The organism is Geomonas propionica (genome assembly GCF_016458235.1).
In the GTDB taxonomy this organism is placed as follows: domain Bacteria; phylum Desulfobacterota; class Desulfuromonadia; order Geobacterales; family Geobacteraceae; genus Geomonas; species Geomonas propionica.
This window is the reverse complement of the sequence record NZ_JAEMHK010000001.1, coordinates 450,898-470,708: the sequence shown is the minus strand read 5'-3', so window position 1 is coordinate 470,708 and position 19,811 is coordinate 450,898. Positions and strand designations below refer to the sequence as shown.

Below are 19,811 nucleotides of genomic sequence, written 5' to 3'. Positions count from 1 at the left end.
ATCCGCACCGGTTACAACAGCGTGATTCCTCTTGCCAACTCCCGCCATTCTGCTATGGTTTACCGGCTCATGAGAAGAACATCCTAGGAGGTCGTCATGTTTTTGGAAGGACAAAAAGCCCCGGACTTCAGACTGAAGGGGAGCGACGGGAAGGAGCACACGCTCGCGGATTACCGGGGAAGGATCCTGGTCCTTTTCTTCTACCCCAGGGACAACACCCCCGGATGCACCGCGGAGGCCGTGGGGTTCGCCAAACTGCACTCGCTGTTCGAACAGCTCGGTACGGTGCTGGTGGGAGTTTCCAAGGACTCCATGAAGTCGCACGATAAGTTCATCGCGGATTTCAAGCTCCCGTTCACCCTCCTCTCCGACCCGGACGCAGCCGTCATGAAAACCTACGGCGCCTACGGCGAAAAGGTGCAATACGGCAAGACCACCATCGGCAGTATCCGCTCCACCGTCGTCATCTCACCGGATGGGATCGTCATCAAGCACTGGCCCAAGGTCGCCAAGGCCTCGGAGCACCCGGACAAGGTGCTCGATTTCTTCAAGATGCTGGCCAAGGGACGTTAGGCAAAAGAAAAGGGGCGAATCCGCTTCGCCCCTCTCTTTGTTACCCTGGCCACCGGCGACCATCCGGTCGGACGGTCAATCGACATAGTTGTAGTTGGTTTCTGAATCGAGGATCTTCACCATTGATTCAGGGGTGTATGGATACTCAGTCTGGACTTCCTCCACCTTTTTGTTCGGCGGCGGTGTCCAGTGCAATACCCAATCACCGTCTCTTCTTTCTCTGGACACCCTGCCCTGACAGCGGGCTTCCAGAGTACGCCACATCTCATCCTCGTTGATCAACTCGAAGCCGTCGATCTTCTCACTCTCTTTCAAATTCTGCAGGAACCTGTCAAGCAGGTCAAAGTCAATGAAGTCCTCCTCATTGCGCCACCACTTGATGAATACCCGGTCGGGGTGAGCGCCCTTCGCCTCTCTGATCTCCTTTACCAGTTGGTATCCTTTCATGGCCACCTCCTTGGGCTTGTTACTGCCTGCCTCTTTCTGCCTGTTAGCGCCTATTAAATAGTACATCCAGCGTTATTTTTACGCAAGCAACACAATGAAGCGAGGATGGTGGGAAGCGTCATGCCCCCCGAGCTCTGGTGACAGTCGCTTGAATTTAAAAAAAAACCAGCTTAAATGTTATGTCGTTAACAATAGCTAACTCGGAGCCCGCCATGAGAACAATCCGCCGCCTAGTGTTGATCGCATTCGTTCTGTCTTTAGGGACAGCAGGTTCCGCGTCGGCCAACAGCTGGGGCCCTTTCGGGGTGCGAGGAGGATTCTCGGCCGATGGCAAGGATCACGGTGCGGAAATCCTCGAAGCCTTCGCCAGCTACCAGCTCACCTGGAGCCTGCGTAGCAGTGGCGGCTGGGGGGTATCAACCGAAGTTGCCCTCACGGCCGGCACGCTTTCCAGCGGGGACGACCGCGGGTTCGTCGGCGCCATAGGCCCGGCCTTCGATATCGGGAATCCCAAATCCCTCGAACTCGACCTCGGCGTCAGCGTCGCCATTTTGAGCCGCGACAGGTTCGGCGGGAGAGACTACAACGGCGTACAGCAGTTCATCTCCCACGCCGGCGTCATCTATCACTTCACCCCGGCCATCGCTCTTTCATATCGCTTCCAGCACATGTCCAACGCCGGGTTAAACGGCGAGATCAACCCCGGGCTCAATATGCATCTCTTTGGTATCAACTGGTATCCCCGAAGGTGACCATCTTCCTTTTGACAGATCCCGTGCCGCGTTATAGTATCGTCCCCACCCAAGACCGGGGCACGCCCTGATACGGCCCCGGCAGGATATTTCAACTCAGGAAGGTTCCCCATCGTTACTACCAGAAAGGGCCGTTTGCACCGGCTTATCATCGAAAGACTGACGCAGGACCTCTCGGTTTTGTCCAATGCAGCGAAAATGGCTCACGAAGCCGCCATCCACGAAGAAAATATCCCCGACAACAAGTACGACACGCTCAGCCTCGAAGCCTCATATGTGGCCCAAGGGCAGGCGAACCGGGCCCAGGAGCTGAAACATGCCCTGCAGACTTACCAGCACCTTACGCTGCAGCCCTTCGGTGAGAACGACAACATCCGGCTGACCGCCTTGGTGACGCTCCGAGACGAGTCGGGAACGACCAAGACCTTTTTCATCGGGCCGCGGGAAGGGGGGCTGAAACTGCAGCTCGACGGCGAGGAGATTATGGTGATTACCGCCGCTTCTCCGCTGGGAAGTCAGCTCATCGGAAAGTCAGTGGGAGACGACGTGGAACTGGGAGGCAGCTGCTACGAAATTGTTGAGCTTTGCTGAGTGTCGCAACCCGGCTTTGCTATTGACATTGTCCTGCGCCAGCTCTAAATTAGCGCCTGATTAACAAGATCTACAACTGGTGCCGGGTCGTTGCCACTCTGGCGCTGGTTCAATGAGTTTCACCTGTAATTTGATGCATTGGCGGAGGATAGCTTGAAGAAAATGCGTTTAGGCGAAATGCTGGTCCAGGCCGGGAAGATCACTCCGGCCCAGTTGGATGAAACTCTCAAAGGACAAGCCATATTCGGTGGACGTTTCGGTACCAACCTGGTGGAAATGGGGTACCTGGACGAGCTGGACCTGGCGGAGTTCCTGAGCCAGAAAATTGGCGTCGCCTACGCCGCACCGGGGGAGCTCCTCGATATCCCCCCTCACATCATAAAGCTGATCCCCTTCGACTACGTCAAGAAGTACAAAGTCATTCCCATCGCGCTCAACAACCGGAAAGTCACCCTGGCCATGGTCGACCCCACCGACCTGCACGCCATCGACGAGATCGCCTTCGCCACGGGCTACATCATCGTCCCGGTCGTCGCGGCGGAGTTGCGCATCGTCACGGCCATGGAGAAGTACTACGCGATCAAGCGCGAAGTGCGCTACATCAGCGTCGAGGGCGGCAGCAGGGGCAGGACCAGGCATCATGCTTCCCATTCTGCCGCCCCGCAACCCGCTGCGCCCGCGGCACGGGTGATGACTGCCGTCCCTGTGCCGGAGGCTCCCAAGGCAACGCTTGAAGAATGGCCAACGAACGTCGAAGACGAGGTCCTCGACCTCCCCATGCTCGAGGAATTGAGCCTGGACGTGCTGCAAGAAGCTCCCGCAGCCCCGGTGGCCCCTGCAGCGCCTGCATCAGTGCCCCCCGCTGCGCCCCCCGCTGCGCCCGCAGCCGCGACAGCACCCGCAGCGCCCGCAGCTCCGGCCCCTGAGGCAGCGGCACCGCTGGCGACTCCGGCACCTGAGCCCCCAGCGGCCGCCCCGACCAAACCGGCGACGATCGCGCCGGAGCCCACGGCATTGGCCGAACTGTACCAGGAAGAGTTCGAGGAGCCGGAGCAGGACTACTCGCTGGAGAGCGTTCTGGTCGGGCTGGCGGAAGCCGACGACCGCGATTGGATTGCCGAGTTGATCACCGGGCATCTGGGCCCCCAGTTCAAGCGGGTCGCCTTCTTCCTGCTGCGCGGCGGCACAGCCACCGGCTGGATGGCACGGGTCGACAACAGGCCGGTTCCCGAGTTTGAGGGGCTGGAGCTTTCCCTGATCGAGCCGTCGGTGCTGAACGTGGTGAACCAGAGTAAGAGCTTCTTCCTGGGACCGATGCCACCCACGCCCGGCAACCAGTCCATCATGGAAGCCTTGGGAGGCGGCACTCCCTTCAATAACCTGCTGGTGCCGCTGCTGATGATGGGACGCGTGGTCGCCGTCCTCTACGTAGGAGGAGGAAGCGCGCCTCTGGATGAAAAACTCCCCGAGGTACAAAAATTGATTACTAAAGCGGCCATGGCTTTCGAGATCCTGATACTAAAGAGCAAGATTATGATGACCTGATTTAATGATCACATCACCCCCAGCGGGCTAATTGACTTTCGGTAGCGCTACGCTAGATTATACGGGTACTAAATCCCAGTTATTCTCATTGGAAGGCCGGTATGCCCGTCACCGCACAGCAAGTCGAGTTCATCCCTTTAGCCATTTACACCGCCATCGCGGTGGGGCTGATCGGCGTCCTGCTGGCGGCGGCCTATTTCCTCGGCTCGGGCCGCGATACACCTGATAAGCACATCCCGTACGAATCAGGGGTGGTCCCGACCGGCGCCGCCCGTCACGCATCACAAGTCCCCTTTTATCTCATCGCCATTTTCTTCATCGTCTTCGACGTCGAGGGCTCTTTCATCCTGACCTGGGCCACCGCATGGGACCTGCTCGGGATCCAGGGGCTGGTGCACATCACCGTGTTCGTCATCATCCTGATGTCGGGGCTGATCTGGCTCTGGATGAAGGGTGGGCTCGAGTGGGGTCCTTCCGCAATCCGCATGCGAGGTAAACATTGACCGAGAGGGACGACGAAAACATATCGCAAAACGTCCTCCTCACCTCCTTGGACGACCTGATCAACTGGGGGAGGGCGAACTCACTCTGGCCGATGTTCTTCGGACTTTCCTGCTGCTTTGTCGAGATGATGGCATCCTTCACCTCGCGCTACGACGTCTCGCGTTTCGGCGCCGAAGTTTTGCGCGGCACCCCCCGCGAAGCTGACCTCATGGTGATCGCGGGTACCGTCTTCAAGAAGATGGCCCCGAGCATCCTGAGGCTATACGACCAGATGGCCGAACCCAAGTGGGTCATCTCCATGGGGAGCTGCGCCAACTCCGGCGGCATGTACGACGTCTATTCCGTGGTGCAGGGGGTGAACCAGATCCTTCCGGTCGACCTGTACATCCCTGGTTGCCCGCCACGCCCGGAGTCCTTCCTGGAAGGGCTCATGCTGCTGCAGCAAAAGATCAGAACAGAGGAACGCCCCACCCGCCCGGTGCTGCGCATGCAGGGGGGAACGCAGGGGACGGTCGCCCCCATTCTCGTTGACGGCGTCACCAAGTCGCGCGACACCCGCGGCCCCGGCCTGGAAGGAATCCCGATTCGCGGCAGTTCGATGCAGCACCCCTACTTCGCCGCGCCGCGTTCGGACGAGATCTGGCGCCCGAAACAGCCGCGGCTCCCCTACCCCGAGTTCGGCCTGGAAGAGGAGCTGCGGGCGGCATTCGGCAGCGATGTGAAAAGGGACGAAGCGGCCGCCGATATGCTAACCTACCGCGCCCCCGCCCGGCTGGTGCCCGAACTCCTGAAGCACCTGAAGGAGCGTAAGTCCTCGCCCTTCCGCCGCCTGGAGGACATCGCCTGCGTGGACGAGTCCTGCCGCCGCGACCGGGACCGCTTCCGCGACTTCACCGTGAACTACCATCTCACCTGCTTCGACACCCCCGGCAGGATCCGGATCAAGACCGAGCTGGACGGGGAGTACCCCGAGACTCCCAGCGTCACCTCCGTCTTCCCCGTCGCCAACTGGTACGAGCGGGAGGCCTACGACATGTTCGGCATCCGCTTCGCCGGGCACCCAAACCTGAGCAGGATCCTGATGCCGGCGGACTGGCAGGGGCATCCACTGCGGAAGGAACATCCTTCGCGCGCCACCGAGATGGCCCCCTATACCGCAGAGGAGGCGCGCGGCAGGAAGACGTTGCCCGCCAGCGACTTCTTCGACCGCGTCGACGACGAGACGCTGATCCTGAACCTCGGACCCCAGCACCCCGGCACCCACGGCGTGGTCCGCTTCATCCTCAAACTCTCCGGCGAAGAGATCGTCGACATGGACACCGAGATCGGCTACCACCACCGTGCCGCCGAAAAGGTCGGGGAGCGCCAGAACTGGCACCAGTACATCCCCTATACCGACCGGGTCGACTACCTGTCCGGGGTGCAGAACAACCTCGCTTACGTCAACTCAGTGGAGAAGCTGTGCGGCATCGAGGTGCCGGAGCGGGCTCAGTACATCAGGGTCATGCTCTGCGAACTGTTCCGGATCGCCAACCACCTGGTTTGGCTCGGGACCTTCGCCGCCGATATCGGCGCCATGACCCCGGTTTTTTACACCTTCACCGACCGGGAGAAGATCTTCGACATCGTCGAACTGGTCACCGGCGGCCGCATGCATCCCGCCTGGTTCAGGATCGGCGGTGTGGCGGACGACCTTCCCGAGGGGTGGATGGCCAAGGTGCAGGCGTTTTTGAACTGGTTCCCGCCGCGTCTCGCGGAATACGAGAAACTGCTGACCGGAAACCCCATCTTCACCGCGCGCCTCAAAGGCGTCTCCGCGATAACTAAGGACGAGGCGCTCGAGTGGGGGCTGACCGGGCCGATGCTGAGAGCGTGCGGCTTCGCGTGGGACCTGCGCAAGACCATGCCCTACTGCAGTTACGATCGCTTCAATTTCGAGGTGGCCACTGCCGAGGGTGGCGACTGCTACGCGCGTTACCTGGTGCGCATGGAGGAGATGCGGCAGTCGCTCTCCATCGTGAAGCAGGCGGCCGAGGGGATGCCGGGCGGGCGCTGGATCTCGTCCGATTACCGCTACGTGCTGCCCCAGAAGCGCGACGCACTGGAAGACATAGAATCGTTGATCCATCACTTCGTGAACACCACGCGCGGCATGTCCCCCCCGAAAGGAGAGTGCTACGCGCCGATCGAGGCACCTAAAGGGGAATACGGCTACTTCGCCGTTTCCGATGGCTTGCACACTGCCTACCGGATGCGGATCAGGACCGCGACCTTCCCGCACATCCAGTCGCTGCCGCAGTTGAGCCGGGGCTGGCTGGTGTCGGACTTCCTGGCCATACTGGGCTCGCTCGATTTCGTGCTGGCGGACCTGGACCGGTAATTAGCAAGGAGAGCACCGGGGATGATACCCGAGACACTGAAAACATCGCTCCAGGCGCGCGTCGCCTCCGCCATCACCGCGCGTGAGGCGGCCGTGGACGTGATGAAGGAGCTGCAGGCGCACTACGGCTGGTTGACCGACGAAGCGGTGGAGGAGGCTGCGGCGCTCCTGGGCCTTTCGCCGTTGCAGGTGGAGGAGCTCGCAACCTTCTACGAGATGATCTATCGCCGCCCGGTGGGGAAGAAGGTGATCCACGTCTGTGACTCCATCTCCTGCTGGTGCGCCGACTGCGACAAGCTGATCCAGTACCTGAAGGACAAGCTCGGCGTTGGGCTGGGCGGTACCACGGCGGACGGCATGTTCACCCTGGTTCCCTGCTGCTGCATGGGGATGTGCGGCGACAGCCCTGCCATGTCCGTCGGCGGGACTCCCTACGGCAGGCTGACGCCGGAACTGGTGGACGAGATACTGGAAATGGAGCGGAAGAAGGCGTAGAAAGTTGAGCCCTCACCCCGACCCTCGCCCGGAGGGCGAGGGGGCCCCGTCCCTTCTCCCTCCGGGAGAAGGTGCCCCGAAGGGGCGGATGAGGGCGCTGGCACGGAGTATAGAACGGATCAAAACAAGGAATCATGGAACTCCCTCTTTTCCGACATAACCGCCCGAACCGCGTGGTGACTTTTGACGAGTACCGCGAGGAGGGGGGCTTCGAGGCGCTGGAGAAGGCCTTCTCCGGGATGAGCCCGAACGATGTGCAGCAGGCGGTGCTCGATTCGGGGCTCAGGGGACGCGGCGGCGCCGGCTTCGCCACCGGCAGGAAGTGGTCCTTCGTCCCCCGCGACCTCCCTGGCCCGCGCTGGCTTATCTGCAACTGCGACGAGATGGAGCCGGGCACCTACAAGGACCGGGTGCTGCTGGAGCACAACCCGTACAGCCTTATCGAGGGAATGACGCTTGCCTGCTACGCGCTGGGGGTACGCCACGCCTTCATCTTCATCAGGAAGGGGTACGAGAAGGCGGCGGCCAACTTGGCGCGCGGCATCGAGGAGGCCAAGAAGGCGGGCCTGCTCGGCGAGCACATCCTGGGGAGCGAGCACTCCATCGAACTGGACCTGCACCTCTCCGCCGGCCGCTACATCTGCGGCGAGGAGACCGCGCTGATCAACGCGCTGGAGGGGAAACGCCCTAACCCGCGCTCCAAGCCCCCCTTCCCGGCGATCAAGGGGCTCTGGCAGGGGCCGACCGTGGTGAACAACGTGGAGACCCTCGCCAACGTCCCGGCCATCGTCGCCAACGGCGCCGCCTGGTTCAAGGGGCTGGCGCTCAACCCGGAAGGGGCCGGCAGCAAACTCTTCTGCGTGAGCGGCTCGGTCAAGAACAGGGCCTGCGTTGAACTCCCCATCGGCACCACGCTCGGGGACATCATCGGCGGGGCCTGCGGCGGCATGCGCGAGGGCAAGAAGTTCAAGGCCTGCATCCCGGGCGGGGCATCGACCCAGTTCCTGAAGCCTGAGCACTGGAATCTCCCCATGGACTACGACTCGGTGGCCAAGGCGGGTTCCCGACTCGGCTCCGGCGGCATCATCGTCTTCGACGAGGGGCATTGCCTGGTGGAGGCAACGCTGAACCTGATCAACTTCTTCGCCCGGGAAAGCTGCGGCTGGTGCACCCCGTGCCGCGAAGGCTTGCCCTACGTGAAGGAGATCCTGACCCGGATCGAGAACGGGCGCGGCGAGGAAGACGACATCACCATCCTGCGCGAGCACGTGAAGTACCTGAACTACACCTTCTGCGCCCTCGCCCCTGGCGCCATGGCCCCCTTGGACGGCCTGCTGCGGGATTTCGAGGACGAGGTGCGGGAGCATATCGAGAAGAAGAAGTGCCCGTTGAAATAGGAATCTATGCCGAAACTTATCATCGATAACATACCGGTGGAGGTCGCGCCGGGGACCAGCGTGCTGGAGGCGGCGCGTAGCGTCGGGATCACCATCCCGCACTTTTGCTACCACCCGGCCCTGGCCATCGCCGCCGCCTGCAGGCTCTGCGCGGTGAAACTTCTGGACGGCCCGGTGAAGGGTATCCAGATGTCCTGCGCGCTGCCGGCCCAGGACGGGATGGTGGTCTCCACCACCGATCCGGAAGCACTCAAGATGCGCGCCCTGGTCATCGAGTGGCTCATGCTGAACCACCCGCACGACTGCCCCATCTGCGACGAGGGGGGCGAGTGCCTGCTGCAGGACTTCACCATCGCAGGGGGGCACAGCCGCCGCCGCTATCAGGGTAAGAAGCGCACCTTCCAGAACCAGTACCTGGGCGAGGGGATCCACCACGAGATGAACCGCTGCATCGAGTGCTACCGCTGCGTCCGTTTCTACCAGGACTACGCCGGCGGCACCGACTTCGGCGTGATGGGGAGCGCGGGGCGAGTCTACTTCGGCCGGTTCCAGGAGGGCCCTCTGGAGTCACCGTTCTCCGGCAACCTCGTCGACATCTGCCCGACCGGCGTCTTCACCGACAAGACCGGACGTTTCCGGGCCCGCTACTGGGACTACCAGTTCGCCCCCTCGATCTGCCAGCACTGCTCGGTCGGATGCAACACCTCGCCACAGAACTTCCAGCGCGAGACCATCAAGATCGTCGGGCGCCGCAACGACCAGGTGAACGGCTGGTTCATCTGCGACCGGGCCCGCTTCGACAAGTCCTACCTGAACGACCCGCAGCGGCCGCGGGAGCCACGCCTGGACGGCGCCACCTGCGGCTACGACGTCGCCGTCGACGCGGCGGCCAAATCGATTGCGGAGTTCGTACGAAATAACGGCGCCGACAACCTCGCTTTGGTCGGTTCCACGAGGCTCTCTTTGGAAGGGATGATCCTGCTGGTGCAGTTGGCCGAGGCCGCGGGCGGAGCCAGGCTTTGCTACTATGACGATCCTGCTCAACAGCAGGGGAGCGTGGCGGCAGCCAAGCTTCTCCACGAGGAGAGTGCGGCCTACGTGAAAGACATTGAGCAGGCGCAGTGGGTCTCTTTGCACGCCGTCGACCTGATGGAGGAAGGCCCCATGCTGGCCCTGGCGGTGCGCAAGGCGTATCTTGCCGGAGCGCAGGTCTTCCTGGTGGCCGGGGATGCCTTACCTGTGCAAAGCACGCTCCCTTTCAAGTACACAGCCGTGGAAACCTTGGACCAAGTTCCCTTTGAGGGGGGCGGCAAAGGGGTGATCATCTGCGGTGCCGGCAGCAAGGATCCCGACCTGTTGGCGGAAATGGCCTCCAGCGGTGCCAAGCTGGTCATGTTGCAGCCGGGCGCCAACGGTTTCGCCGCCGCGCTCCTCGCGCAGGAACACGCCGCAGTCCCACTGGCGGAACTTGTGTCGAGCCGGCAGGTGCGAGGGGTGGTGTGCTTCGAGGCGGATGTGCCGGAAGTGTTGCTCTCCGAACTGGAGGTCCTGGCAAGCGCCGACTGGCGCCGGGGACCGGTGGAGGCGACAAGCCCCATCTTCCTTCCCACCACCACCTGGGTGGAATCGGACGGCACCACCATCAACTACGAGGGACGTGCCCAGCGCTTCCAACGCACCCGGGTCGCCGGGCTCCCCTTGAAGGGACTCGACCCGAAGTACTACGGCAGCGCCACCGAGGCAGTCGCCCTGCATCCGCCCCACGTGCACCGCAAGGAGGTTCCCGGTGGTGCCGAGCGCGACGCGTGGCGGGTGATGGCGCAGTTGATCGAGCGGCTAGGGGGCGAGGCAGTCGAGCCGTTGACCGGAAAATGGCACGCACTGAAGAGCCTCGACCCTGAGGGCGAAGGGGCCCGTATTTTTGAGATGGGTTTGGGCGAATGATTATTCGCCCCTACAGGACGGACACCTATTAACCTGAAAGTCCCGCCGCTGGCGGGAGGAACGATTATGATCTGGACCGCCACCGACATAGCGCTGATGATTGGCAAGATCGTGCTGCTTTACGCGATCATCCTGACCGGCGCGGCATACCTGGTGCTGGCCGAGCGGCGCATCCTGGGCTTTCTCCAGGACCGGATCGGCCCCAACCGGGTCGGCCCGTTCGGCCTGTTGCAGCCCCTGGCCGACGTGATCAAGATGATCACCAAGGAGGACATGATCCCGAAGGCCGCCGACCGGCTGCTGTTCTCCATGGCGCCGGCCATGGCCGCCATCCCGGCCATCTTGACCTTCGCCATCATCCCGGTGGGGGCGCCGCTGCAGCTCTTCGGACGCCAGGTGAACCTGCAGATCGCCGACCTGAACGTGGGGGTGCTCTTCTTCATGGCACTTTCCTCGGTCGCGGTCTACGGCGTCGCACTGGGCGGATGGGCCTCAAATTCCAAGTACGCACTTCTGGGGAGCATCCGCGGCCTGTCCCAGCTGATCTCCTACGAACTTTCCATGGGGCTGTCGCTGGTTCCCGTGGTGATGCTGTCCAAGTCGCTGAGCTTGGCCGACATTGTCAACGCGCAGGCCGACATGCCGTTCATCGTGTACCAGCCAGTCGCCTTCCTGATCTTCCTGGTCAGCATCCTGGCGGAATGCCGCAGGATCCCGTTCGACCTGCCCGAGGCTGAGGGGGAACTGGTGGCCGGCTTCCATACCGAATACTCCGGGATGCGCTTCGGGCTCTTCTTCGTCGGGGAGTACATCAACATCATCTCGCTGAGCTCGCTCGCCTCGCTCTTCTTTCTGGGCGGATGGCGCGGGCCGCTACTGCCGCCGATCGTGTGGTTCTTCATCAAGGTCGGATTATTCTCGTTCCTGTTCATCTGGGTCAGGGGAACCCTCCCACGCCTTCGCTACGACCAGCTCATGCACCTGGGCTGGAAGTTCCTGACACCGCTAGCTCTTCTCAACATTCTAGTCACCGGGTGGTGGCTGGCTTTACGATAAGAGGCGTTGTACTGGGCAATGTATTCTCACAAAGGAGGAACTGCGATGACAACAACCGTGGAAGTCGAGTTGGGGGCAGGGTTCAGGGCACAGGTGGATGCGGTGGACAAAAACGGCCACACCGCTCTCATGGACGCAGCGAAGGCCGGCAACCTGGCAGAGGTGGTCGACCTGATGGAGAGGGGCGCCAACCTCCTGGCTAGAAGCGACAAAGGAAAAACCGCGCTGCACTTCGCGGCGGCGCACGGCAACGCGGATGTGGTACGCCTGCTGTTGCAAAAGGGAGCCGAGGTCGATGCCCGCGACCGTGACGGCCACACGCCTCTCATGCTGGCAGCCAACTACGGCTGCACCCAGACCACGCAGATGCTGGTCGACAGCGGGGCCGACCCGCTGGCAATGTCGTACTCCGGAACCACCGCCCTGGCCTACGCAGAGAACAACCAGCACAGACAGACCCTCGACGTCTTGATGAAGTCACTACGGCCCAACTAACACCTCCTTCCGGCAGGCAGCCCAGTGCTGCTTGCCGGGCCCCGGCCGTACCCTTCGAGCTGTTGACGCAGCGGGCGGCCCAAAACCATTTTGCCGGCATCTACTACGGCACCAACGACACTTCGAGCAGGAACAGATGCCCATACTGAACGACATAAAAGAAATCCTGACCGGGCTTTCCATCACCTTCCGGCACATCTTCCGGAAACCGGTCACGGTGCAATTTCCCGAGGAGCGCCGGGTCATGCCCGAGCGCTTCCGCGGCAGCATCGTGCTGACCCGCGACCCCGACGGCGCCGAGCGCTGCGTCGCCTGCTATCTGTGCTCCGGGGCCTGCCCCGTCGACTGCATCTCGATGGCCGCGGCGGAAGGGGAGAACGGTCGGCGCTACGCCGCTTGGTTCCGCATCAACTTCTCGCGCTGCATCCTGTGCGGCATGTGCGCCGAGGCTTGCCCGACGCTCGCCATCCAGATGTCGCCGGAAATGTTCCACTGCAAGCGCCAGGTCATGGACATGATCTACGAGAAGGAGGATTTGCTCATCGACGGCACCGGCAAGGATCCCAATTACAATTTCTACCGCCATGCCGGGACCGGCGTGGTGCAGCCGCGCGGCAGCAGCCCCGGCGAACAGGCCCCGGCGGACCCGAGGAGCCTGTTGCCGTAAGAAACAATCCTCTCCCCCCTGAGGGGGGAGGTTGGGAGGGGGGGGCAACTGCCGGCACAAGGACTTTCCCCCTCCCTGACCCTCCCCCTCCGGGGGCGGGGACGCTAGATCGGAACCAGTCTGGAGTGAAATGGAAGCGACCCTTTTCTACATACTGGCGGCGGTACTCCTGATCGGGATACTGCTCGCCATTACGGCCCGGCAGGCGGTGCGCTCCATCGTGTACCTGGTGACCTCGTTCTTCGCCCTGGCCCTGATGTTCTACCTCCTGGGGGCGCCGCTCATCGCTGCCTTCGAGGTCATCATCTACGCCGGCGCCATCATGGTGCTCTTTTTGTTCGTCATCATGATGCTGGAACTGGAGTCGCCGGAGAAGCTCGCCAAGCCGAACTTCAAGAACTGGCTGCCTGCCCTGCTCCTGGCGGGCGCGGTGGTCGGGGCACTGGTTGTCTTGCTCGCCTCACGCGTGCAGGCGGTGCCGCCGGGGTTCACCGAAATCCCGGTGCGCCAGTTCGCGTTCGCCCTGTTCAAGCAGTACGGCGTTGCGGTGGAAGTCGTTTCCATGCAGCTTCTCTTCGCGCTGGTGGGCGCACTCTATCTCGGGAGGCGCAGATGAGCGTACCGCTTTCCCATGTGCTGATCGTGGCGTCGCTGATGTTTGCCATGGGCCTTGGCTGCGTAATCGCCTGGCGCGCCAACGTGATCATGATGCTGATCGGCATCGAGATCATGCTGAACGCGGTGATGCTCACCTTCGTCGGTGGTTCCGCCCACTGGGGCATTGCCGATGGCCAGCTGTTCTCGCTGATGCTTATGGCGCTCACGTCTGCGGAGGTCTCGCTGGCTCTCGCCATGGTCGTTTACCTGCACCGGCGCAAGCAGACCGTCAACACCGATGACTTCAATTCAATGAAAGGCTGACGACAAGGATCACGATGCTTCCTACCTACCTGACATTGATGCTCCTTTTCCCGCTTTTGGGCGGACTCACCTTCGCTGTCGCCGGCCGTATGCTGCCGCGCACGCTGGTGGAGGTGCTCGCCTGCGCCACGGTGTGGGGGAGCTTCGTCTGCGCCGCGCTGGCGGCCGCCGCCTACACCGGACCGCAGGTCGTCACCCTTGCCGACTGGTTCGCGACCTTCGACCTCGCCATCCCGATCTCGCTCTACCTCGACCCCCTCTCGCTTGCCATGACGGTCATGATCGGCTTCGTCTGCGGGCTGATCCACATCTACTCCGTCTTCTACATGCGCGAAGACGAGGACTACGCGCGCTACTTCGCCCTCTTGAACCTGTTCGTGTTCGCCATGCTGACCCTCGTCCTCGGCGAGACTCTGCCGCTTTTGTACCTCGGCTGGGAAGGGGTCGGCTTCTGCTCCTACCTGCTGATCGGCTTTTGGTACTCGGATCCCGCCAACGCCGACGCCGGCAGAAAGGCGTTCATCGCCACCAGGATCGGCGACGTGGCACTCATGATCGCACTGGCCTGGCTGTTCCAGCTTTTCGGTACCCTCTCCATCACCAAGGTGAACGGCATGGGCTTCCTGATGCCCGTTTCCGTCATCACCATGCTCGGCATCCTGTTCCTGATCGCCGCCATGGGCAAGTCGGCGCAGGTGCCGCTCATGGTCTGGCTCCCCGATGCGATGGCTGGCCCGACCCCGGTTTCCGCAATGATCCACGCCGCCACCATGGTGACCGCCGGTGTTTACCTCTTGGCGCGCCTGTTGCCGCTGATCGGCGGCTCCGAAATCGCTCTCGCCGCTATCGCTATCACCGGTGGAGTCACGGCCTTCTACGGTGCCACCTGCGCCCTAGCGCAACGCGATCTGAAACGGGTGCTGGCCTACTCGACCATCAGCCAGATCGGCTACATGATGCTCGGCGTCGGCGCCGGGGCGGTGACCGCTGCAACCTTCCACCTGCTGGTGCACGCGTTCTTCAAGGCGCTGCTCTTCCTCGGCGCGGGTTGCGTCATCGCCGCCATGCACCACGAGCAGGACATTTACAAGATGGGCGGGCTGAGGCGTTCGCTGCCGCTGACATTCTGGAGCTTCCTGGTCGGCGCCGCCTGCCTGGCCGGCATCCCTCTCACCGGCGGCTTCTTCAGCAAGGACAGCATTCTGCTCGCGGTTTGGCTCAAGGGCGGAGTGCTGTACCAAACCCTGTACCTGCTCGGGCTGATAACCGCGTTGATCACCGCCTACTACAGTTTCAGGCTGGTGTTCCTGGTCTTCGCCGGGGAGAACGGGCACGTGCACCGCAGCTCGGGGCTCACCGTGATGCAGGTGGTGCTGATCCCGCTCGCCATCCTCGGGCTCTTCGGCGGTCTGCTCGACCTCCCAGCCTACCTCGGGGGCGGTTATCTGAGCGGCTTCTTCGCGTCACTCCCCGCCGACGACCTCCCGTCGGCTTCGCACGAGCAGGAGATCGGTCTGCAGACCGTGGCCGGCGCCCTGGCGCTGGTCGGCCTTCTGACAGCGTATCTCCGCTACGGCAAGGGACGGGCCGAACGGATGCGGGAGGCACAGGCACAGCCGTCTTCACTGATCTCCTTCCTTGCCCAAGGATGGTACTTCGACAGGCTGTATGACCTCGTGCTGATCCGCCCCTATCATGCGCTTGCCCGGTTCCTGTGGCAGCGCGTCGATGAAGCGGTGATCGATGCCTCAGTGGACGGGCTTGGTTCCGGAGTTGGCGGCGCAGGACGCTTGTTTGGGCGCTGGAGCACAGGGAAGGTCGCTGTCTATCTCATCAGTTTCGCCGCCGGGGCAGCCTTGATACTGGGCTACCTCGCCTGGCTCGCGCTGTAACGTAACCGGCGCCTGCGCGCCAACGGGAACTACCGATGACTTCTCTCATCCCGATACTCACCCTGCTTATCTTCCTCCCGCTCTGCGGGTCGCTGCTGGTGCTCGCCCTCCGGCGCAGCGACGCGGCGGCGCGTGGGGTGGCGCTCGCTTTCAGCGTAGCGGAGCTCGCGTTGTGCCTCTGGCCTCTCGCGCTGACCGGGGAGAAAGCCACGGGCGCGCCTGCCGGATTCTTCCTCTACCAGGATTCGGCGTGGATCGAGCGGTTCGGGATCCGTTTTACCCTGGGCATGGACGGAATCAGCCTGGTCATGACCTTGCTGACGGCGTTCATCACCTTGATCGCCGTGCTCTCCGCCTGGCAGGTGAAGGAGCGCGCCGGGCTGTTCTTCTCCCTTTTGCTCGCCCTTCAGGCTGCCGTCCAGGGTCTGTTCCTGAGCCTCGACCTGTTCCTCTTCTACCTGTTCTGGGAGGCGATGCTGATCCCCATGCTGCTTCTGATCGGCGTCTGGGGGAACGGCCGGCCGGTGTACTCCACCATCAAGTTCTTCCTGTACACCTTCGTGGGATCGCTGCTCATGCTGGTGGCGATCATCGCGCTCTACCTGATGCATGGGGCGCAGAGTGGAAGCTACACCTTCGGGCTCCCCGCATTGGTCCACACTACTATCCCGTATGACCTCGGCCTGTGGATGTTCGCCGCGTTCCTGCTCTCTTTCGCCATCAAGTTCCCGCTGTTCCCGCTGCACACCTGGCAGCCGGATGCCTATTGCGACGCACCCGTGGCCGGCACCCTGATGCTCGGCAGCCTCCTGTCCAAAACCGCCGCCTACGGACTAATCCGCATCGCGTTCCCGCTCTTTCCCGAGGCTGCGCGCGCCCTCACGCCACTGATCTACGTGGTGGCCGTGCTCGGTATCGGCTACTTCGCTTGGATCGCCTTTGCGCAGCGGGACATGAAGCGGATGCTGGCTTATTCGAGCGTCAGCCACATGGGGTTCGTCGCGCTCGGCATCGCCGCCTGGAGTCCCGTGGCGGTTTCGGGGGCGCTGCTACAGATGGTGAACCATGCCGTTACCACCGGCGCGCTTTTCATCGCCGTCGGCATGCTGGAGGAGCGGGCTGCCAATCGTGATCTTTCCGGCTACGGCGGCACCTGGGGGAAGATCCCAGTCTTTTCCTTCTTCTTCCTGGTCTTCAATATGGCGTCCGCCGGGGTGCCGGGGCTCAACAACTTCGTTAGCGAGTTGATCATCCTGGTGGGGACCTTCCGGGTTGCGCCATTGGCCGCCGCCCTCGCTTTCCTGGGGACCATACTCACCTTGGTCTATACGGTGCGGCTGGTGCAGGAGGTGGTGTTTGGCAAGGAGAAGGCGCCGCTGGAGCTTAAGGACCTGTCGCTGAGAGAGGCGGGTGTACTGGGCGTAATGGCGCTTGTGGTGGTGGCCTTGGGCGTGCACCCGGGACCGGTGCTGGAACTGTTTAGGACGCCGCTGGAGGTATTGCTGAAGCAGTAGACTCTCTGGGAAGTCTGGGAGTTGTAGGAAATGTGGGATAACGGGGATGGCTGAGGCTGGGCTTTTCCCCTTGGAGCTTTATATGACGCTTGCTGATTTATATTCCATTATGCCGATTATCATCACAGCGGTGGGGGCGCTGTTCGTGCTGCTGTGCGGACCCTTGCTGCTGTCGGCTAGCCTCACGGCGATCGGCGTGACGGCCTCTGTGGCGGCAGGCGTGTGGGCAGCCTTCTCGACACCGACATCCACTCAGGCAGTCGCAGGCCTCGCGTTCACTCCGCTGGCCAGGTTCCTCATCCCGCTCTTTTGCTTCGCTGCGGCGATCACCCTGCTCCTGTCCCACAGCTACAACGAACGCCGCGGCATCAAGGGGGAAGAGTTCCCGGCCACCGTGCTCTTCGCCTTGTTCGCCACATGCGTGCTCCCCTGCGCGACCAACATGCTGATCCTGTTCCTCGCACTGGAGTCGGTCTCCTTCGCCTTCTACATCCTAGTCAGCATGGACTTGAGCCGGGCCGAGTCGGGTGAGGCGGGACTGAAATACCTGCTGCTCGGTGCGGTCGCGGCCGCATTCACCGCCTTCGGCTTCGCCCTGCTCTTCACCGGCAGCGGAACCCTCCAACTCTCCGGCGCCCTGGCCCGCCCCGAGAACCGCGTCATCATCTCGGCTGGGTGGGGCGTTATCCTGGTGGGGATGGCTTTCAAACTCTCCTTGGTCCCGGGCCACCTCTGGACGCCGGATGTCTACCAGGGAGCCCCAGCGCCTGTTTCCGCCTTTCTCTCCACCAGCTCCAAGGTCGCGGCGGCGGCGCTCCTACTGATGCTACTGGCCTTGTCCCCCCCCATGCCGGAGCTTCGCGTTCCGCTCGCCGCCTTGTCGGTGCTCTCAATGGTGCTGGGCAACCTGGCCGCGCTGCGGCAGCAGAACATCAAGCGGATGCTCGCCTACTCCTCGGTGGCTCACATGGGATACCTGACGCTCGCCCTCTTGAGCGGCAGCCGTGACGGCTACGCCGCCGTCCTTCTTTACGGCGCGGTCTACACCGCCATGAACCTCGCGGCCTTCGGCGCCATCTCTTCCCTTTCGGTCGAGCAGGAGAGAGAGCTGATAACCGATTATGCCGGGCTCGGCTTCACCGCTCCCCTGCGCGGCGGCGTGCTCGCTCTCGCCATGATCTCCCTCGCGGGCATCCCGCCGGCCGCAGGTTTCATCGGCAAGTTCTTCATCTTCTACTCCGCCATAAAAGCTGGCGCTATCGCCCTCGCTATCATCGGCATTCTGAGCGCTGCCGCATCCGCCTACTTCTACCTCAGGGTGGTAGCGCAACTCTACATGCACCGCGGCGAGTCGCCCGCCCCCAAGCCTGTCTCACTTGCCGAGGGCATCGCCCTCTGCTGCGCATCCCTCATGATCCTCGTGATCGGGGTCTACCCTGGGCCGCTCCTCGGCGCCATCGAGGCGGCGCTGCAGTGAACCCAACCTCTCGTCGCCAATGCTACAGGCTTTGGAGATGATGGCGCCTTCCCCACCCTCTAGCCCCCGCCCGCAAGGGGAGGGGGGACGGTAGCAGCCATCCTGTAAACCCCGGATAAAAAGGCACCGTGCCCAATCGTTGGGCCGGTGCCTTTTTCATTTCCCTGTCGTTGTCTTCGTTGTAGTGACTACTGCATGCTTTCTCGGAAGGTCTGCAGGTATTGGAGATCGAAGGAGCCTTCCATCTCGCCGTACATGATCTCCAGCGCCTTCTCCTTGGCAAGGGCTTGGCGATAGGACCTGTTGGTGGTCAGGGCGCTGAAAACGTCGGCAATGGCGGTGATCTTGGAACTCCTGGCGATGTCGTAGCTGGAGAGGCCGTCGGGATAGCCGCTGCCGTTCTCCTTCTCATGGTGGTGCTTGACGATGCCGAGGGCGACCGGCGTGAATATCTCCAGGTCCTTCAAGGTGCTGTAACCGTAGACTGGGTGTTTTTTCACTTCCTGGAATTCCGTCGCCGAGAGCTTGCCCGGCTTGTCCAGTAGCTCCTTGGGGACGTAGACCTTGCCGTAGTCGTGGAACAGCGATCCCATGCCCACGTCCATGAGCTCGTCCTTGCCGAGATCGAATTCCTTGATGTGCAGGGAAATTGAGTAGGTGGCGACCTGGACCGAATGCACGTAGGTGTAGGCGTTGTGGTCCACCAGGCTGCTCAGGGCAGGCATCACCCCGTTAGAGCTCATGACGTCGTTTAGGATGTGTTTGATGAGGTTGCGGCAGCGGTCGACGTTCTGCCTGATGGCAATGGCTGGGCTATCGAAAATTTCTTGCACGTAGTTGACGGATGCCTGGTACAGCATGGTCTGCTTCAGTTCCGGCTCAATACTGTCATCGCTCAGCAGCAGCGGCAGATTCGCCTCCACGTACTGGTTGTAGGCCGACATTTCCGCAGCCTTGACGAAGAGGTGCTTCACGTTGTTGTCGAGCAGCCGCTCCTTGTCGCTTTGCGTGAATGAGAGTTTCGGATCCTTGTAAAGCACGTGGTTTTCACCGTGCTTGATGAAGAGGGCGACACCCGGCAGTGTTTCGGGTATCAGGGATTCCAGCTGGATCATTCGGTACATGCCCGACCTCCTGAAGAAGTGGGAACCGCGCCGCAGC

General features: G+C 62.3%; 19 protein-coding genes. 17 read left to right on the top strand and 2 right to left on the bottom strand.

The features are described 5' to 3' along the window. The first annotated feature begins 96 nt into the window (after positions 1–96). Positions 97–573 carry a peroxiredoxin gene (locus JFN90_RS02170; RefSeq protein ID WP_199393455.1) on the top strand — a complete coding sequence of 159 codons (477 nt, stop codon included), beginning with the start codon at positions 97–99 and terminating at the stop codon, positions 571–573. Positions 574–648: 75 nt separating this feature from the next. Here the strand turns inward: JFN90_RS02170 and JFN90_RS02165 are convergent, their stop codons facing one another. Beyond that, positions 649–1,020, bottom strand: coding sequence for a hypothetical protein (locus JFN90_RS02165; RefSeq protein ID WP_199393454.1), 372 nt, complete (start codon positions 1,018–1,020; stop codon positions 649–651). A gap of 212 nt (positions 1,021–1,232) precedes the next feature. Between JFN90_RS02165 and JFN90_RS02160 the strand changes: the two genes are divergently transcribed. From JFN90_RS02160 to JFN90_RS02085, 16 genes are all read left to right on the top strand, one after another. Continuing rightward, positions 1,233–1,772, top strand: coding sequence for an acyloxyacyl hydrolase (locus tag JFN90_RS02160; RefSeq protein WP_199393453.1), 540 nt, complete (start codon positions 1,233–1,235; stop codon positions 1,770–1,772). 198 nt (positions 1,773–1,970) lie between these two features. Further along, positions 1,971–2,363: a GreA/GreB family elongation factor gene (locus JFN90_RS02155; protein ID WP_236018800.1), complete on the top strand. Its 393-nt coding sequence runs from the start codon at positions 1,971–1,973 to the stop codon at positions 2,361–2,363. Between the two features lie 162 nt (positions 2,364–2,525). Then, the gene (locus JFN90_RS02150) at positions 2,526–3,908 is read left to right on the top strand and encodes a GspE/PulE/PilB domain-containing protein (protein WP_199393547.1); all 1,383 of its coding nucleotides are present in this window, start codon (positions 2,526–2,528) and stop codon (positions 3,906–3,908) included. A gap of 101 nt (positions 3,909–4,009) precedes the next feature. After that, positions 4,010–4,411: an NADH-quinone oxidoreductase subunit A gene (locus tag JFN90_RS02145; RefSeq protein ID WP_199393451.1), complete on the top strand. Its 402-nt coding sequence runs from the start codon at positions 4,010–4,012 to the stop codon at positions 4,409–4,411. Beyond that, the gene (locus tag JFN90_RS02140; protein ID WP_199393450.1) at positions 4,408–6,792 is read left to right on the top strand and encodes an NADH-quinone oxidoreductase subunit B/C/D; all 2,385 of its coding nucleotides are present in this window, start codon (positions 4,408–4,410) and stop codon (positions 6,790–6,792) included. Before JFN90_RS02145 ends, JFN90_RS02140 begins: the two co-directional genes overlap by 4 nt. Before the next feature lie 21 nt (positions 6,793–6,813). Further along, entirely contained in the window at positions 6,814–7,287 is a 474-nt protein-coding gene (gene nuoE, locus JFN90_RS02135) for an NADH-quinone oxidoreductase subunit NuoE (RefSeq protein ID WP_199393449.1), read from the top strand. Positions 7,288–7,421: 134 nt separating this feature from the next. After that, positions 7,422–8,684, top strand: a complete 1,263-nt coding sequence (locus tag JFN90_RS02130; protein WP_199393448.1) for a complex I 51 kDa subunit family protein — start codon at positions 7,422–7,424, stop codon at positions 8,682–8,684. A 6-nt stretch (positions 8,685–8,690) separates the two neighbouring features. After that, positions 8,691–10,628, top strand: coding sequence for a 2Fe-2S iron-sulfur cluster-binding protein (locus JFN90_RS02125; protein WP_199393447.1), 1,938 nt, complete (start codon positions 8,691–8,693; stop codon positions 10,626–10,628). Positions 10,629–10,694: 66 nt separating this feature from the next. Continuing rightward, on the top strand, positions 10,695–11,684 hold the full coding sequence (gene nuoH, locus JFN90_RS02120; RefSeq protein WP_199393446.1) for an NADH-quinone oxidoreductase subunit NuoH: 990 nt from the start codon (positions 10,695–10,697) through the stop codon (positions 11,682–11,684). Between the two features lie 45 nt (positions 11,685–11,729). Next, on the top strand, positions 11,730–12,179 hold the full coding sequence (locus tag JFN90_RS02115) for an ankyrin repeat domain-containing protein (RefSeq protein WP_199393445.1): 450 nt from the start codon (positions 11,730–11,732) through the stop codon (positions 12,177–12,179). A 136-nt stretch (positions 12,180–12,315) separates the two neighbouring features. After that, positions 12,316–12,846, top strand: a complete 531-nt coding sequence (nuoI, locus tag JFN90_RS02110; RefSeq protein WP_199393444.1) for an NADH-quinone oxidoreductase subunit NuoI — start codon at positions 12,316–12,318, stop codon at positions 12,844–12,846. A gap of 130 nt (positions 12,847–12,976) precedes the next feature. Next, a complete protein-coding gene (locus JFN90_RS02105) occupies positions 12,977–13,462 on the top strand; it encodes an NADH-quinone oxidoreductase subunit J family protein (RefSeq protein ID WP_199393443.1) in 486 nt (161 codons plus the stop codon). Continuing rightward, positions 13,459–13,767 carry an NADH-quinone oxidoreductase subunit NuoK gene (gene nuoK / locus JFN90_RS02100; RefSeq protein WP_199393442.1) on the top strand — a complete coding sequence of 103 codons (309 nt, stop codon included), beginning with the start codon at positions 13,459–13,461 and terminating at the stop codon, positions 13,765–13,767. Before JFN90_RS02105 ends, nuoK begins: the two co-directional genes overlap by 4 nt. 14 nt (positions 13,768–13,781) lie before the next feature. Then, positions 13,782–15,659 (top strand): NADH-quinone oxidoreductase subunit L, encoded by a 1,878-nt coding sequence (gene nuoL / locus JFN90_RS02095; RefSeq protein ID WP_199393441.1) that lies wholly within the window; start codon positions 13,782–13,784, stop codon positions 15,657–15,659. 35 nt (positions 15,660–15,694) lie between these two features. Further along, positions 15,695–17,173, top strand: a complete 1,479-nt coding sequence (locus tag JFN90_RS02090) for a complex I subunit 4 family protein (RefSeq protein ID WP_199393440.1) — start codon at positions 15,695–15,697, stop codon at positions 17,171–17,173. Between the two features lie 82 nt (positions 17,174–17,255). Then, positions 17,256–18,650 carry an NADH-quinone oxidoreductase subunit N gene (locus JFN90_RS02085; protein WP_199393439.1) on the top strand — a complete coding sequence of 465 codons (1,395 nt, stop codon included), beginning with the start codon at positions 17,256–17,258 and terminating at the stop codon, positions 18,648–18,650. A 188-nt stretch (positions 18,651–18,838) separates the two neighbouring features. Here JFN90_RS02085 and JFN90_RS02080 read toward each other — a convergent pair whose 3' ends face one another. Next, the gene (locus JFN90_RS02080) at positions 18,839–19,774 is read right to left on the bottom strand and encodes an HD-GYP domain-containing protein (protein WP_199393438.1); all 936 of its coding nucleotides are present in this window, start codon (positions 19,772–19,774) and stop codon (positions 18,839–18,841) included. Positions 19,775–19,811 lie beyond the last annotated feature (37 nt).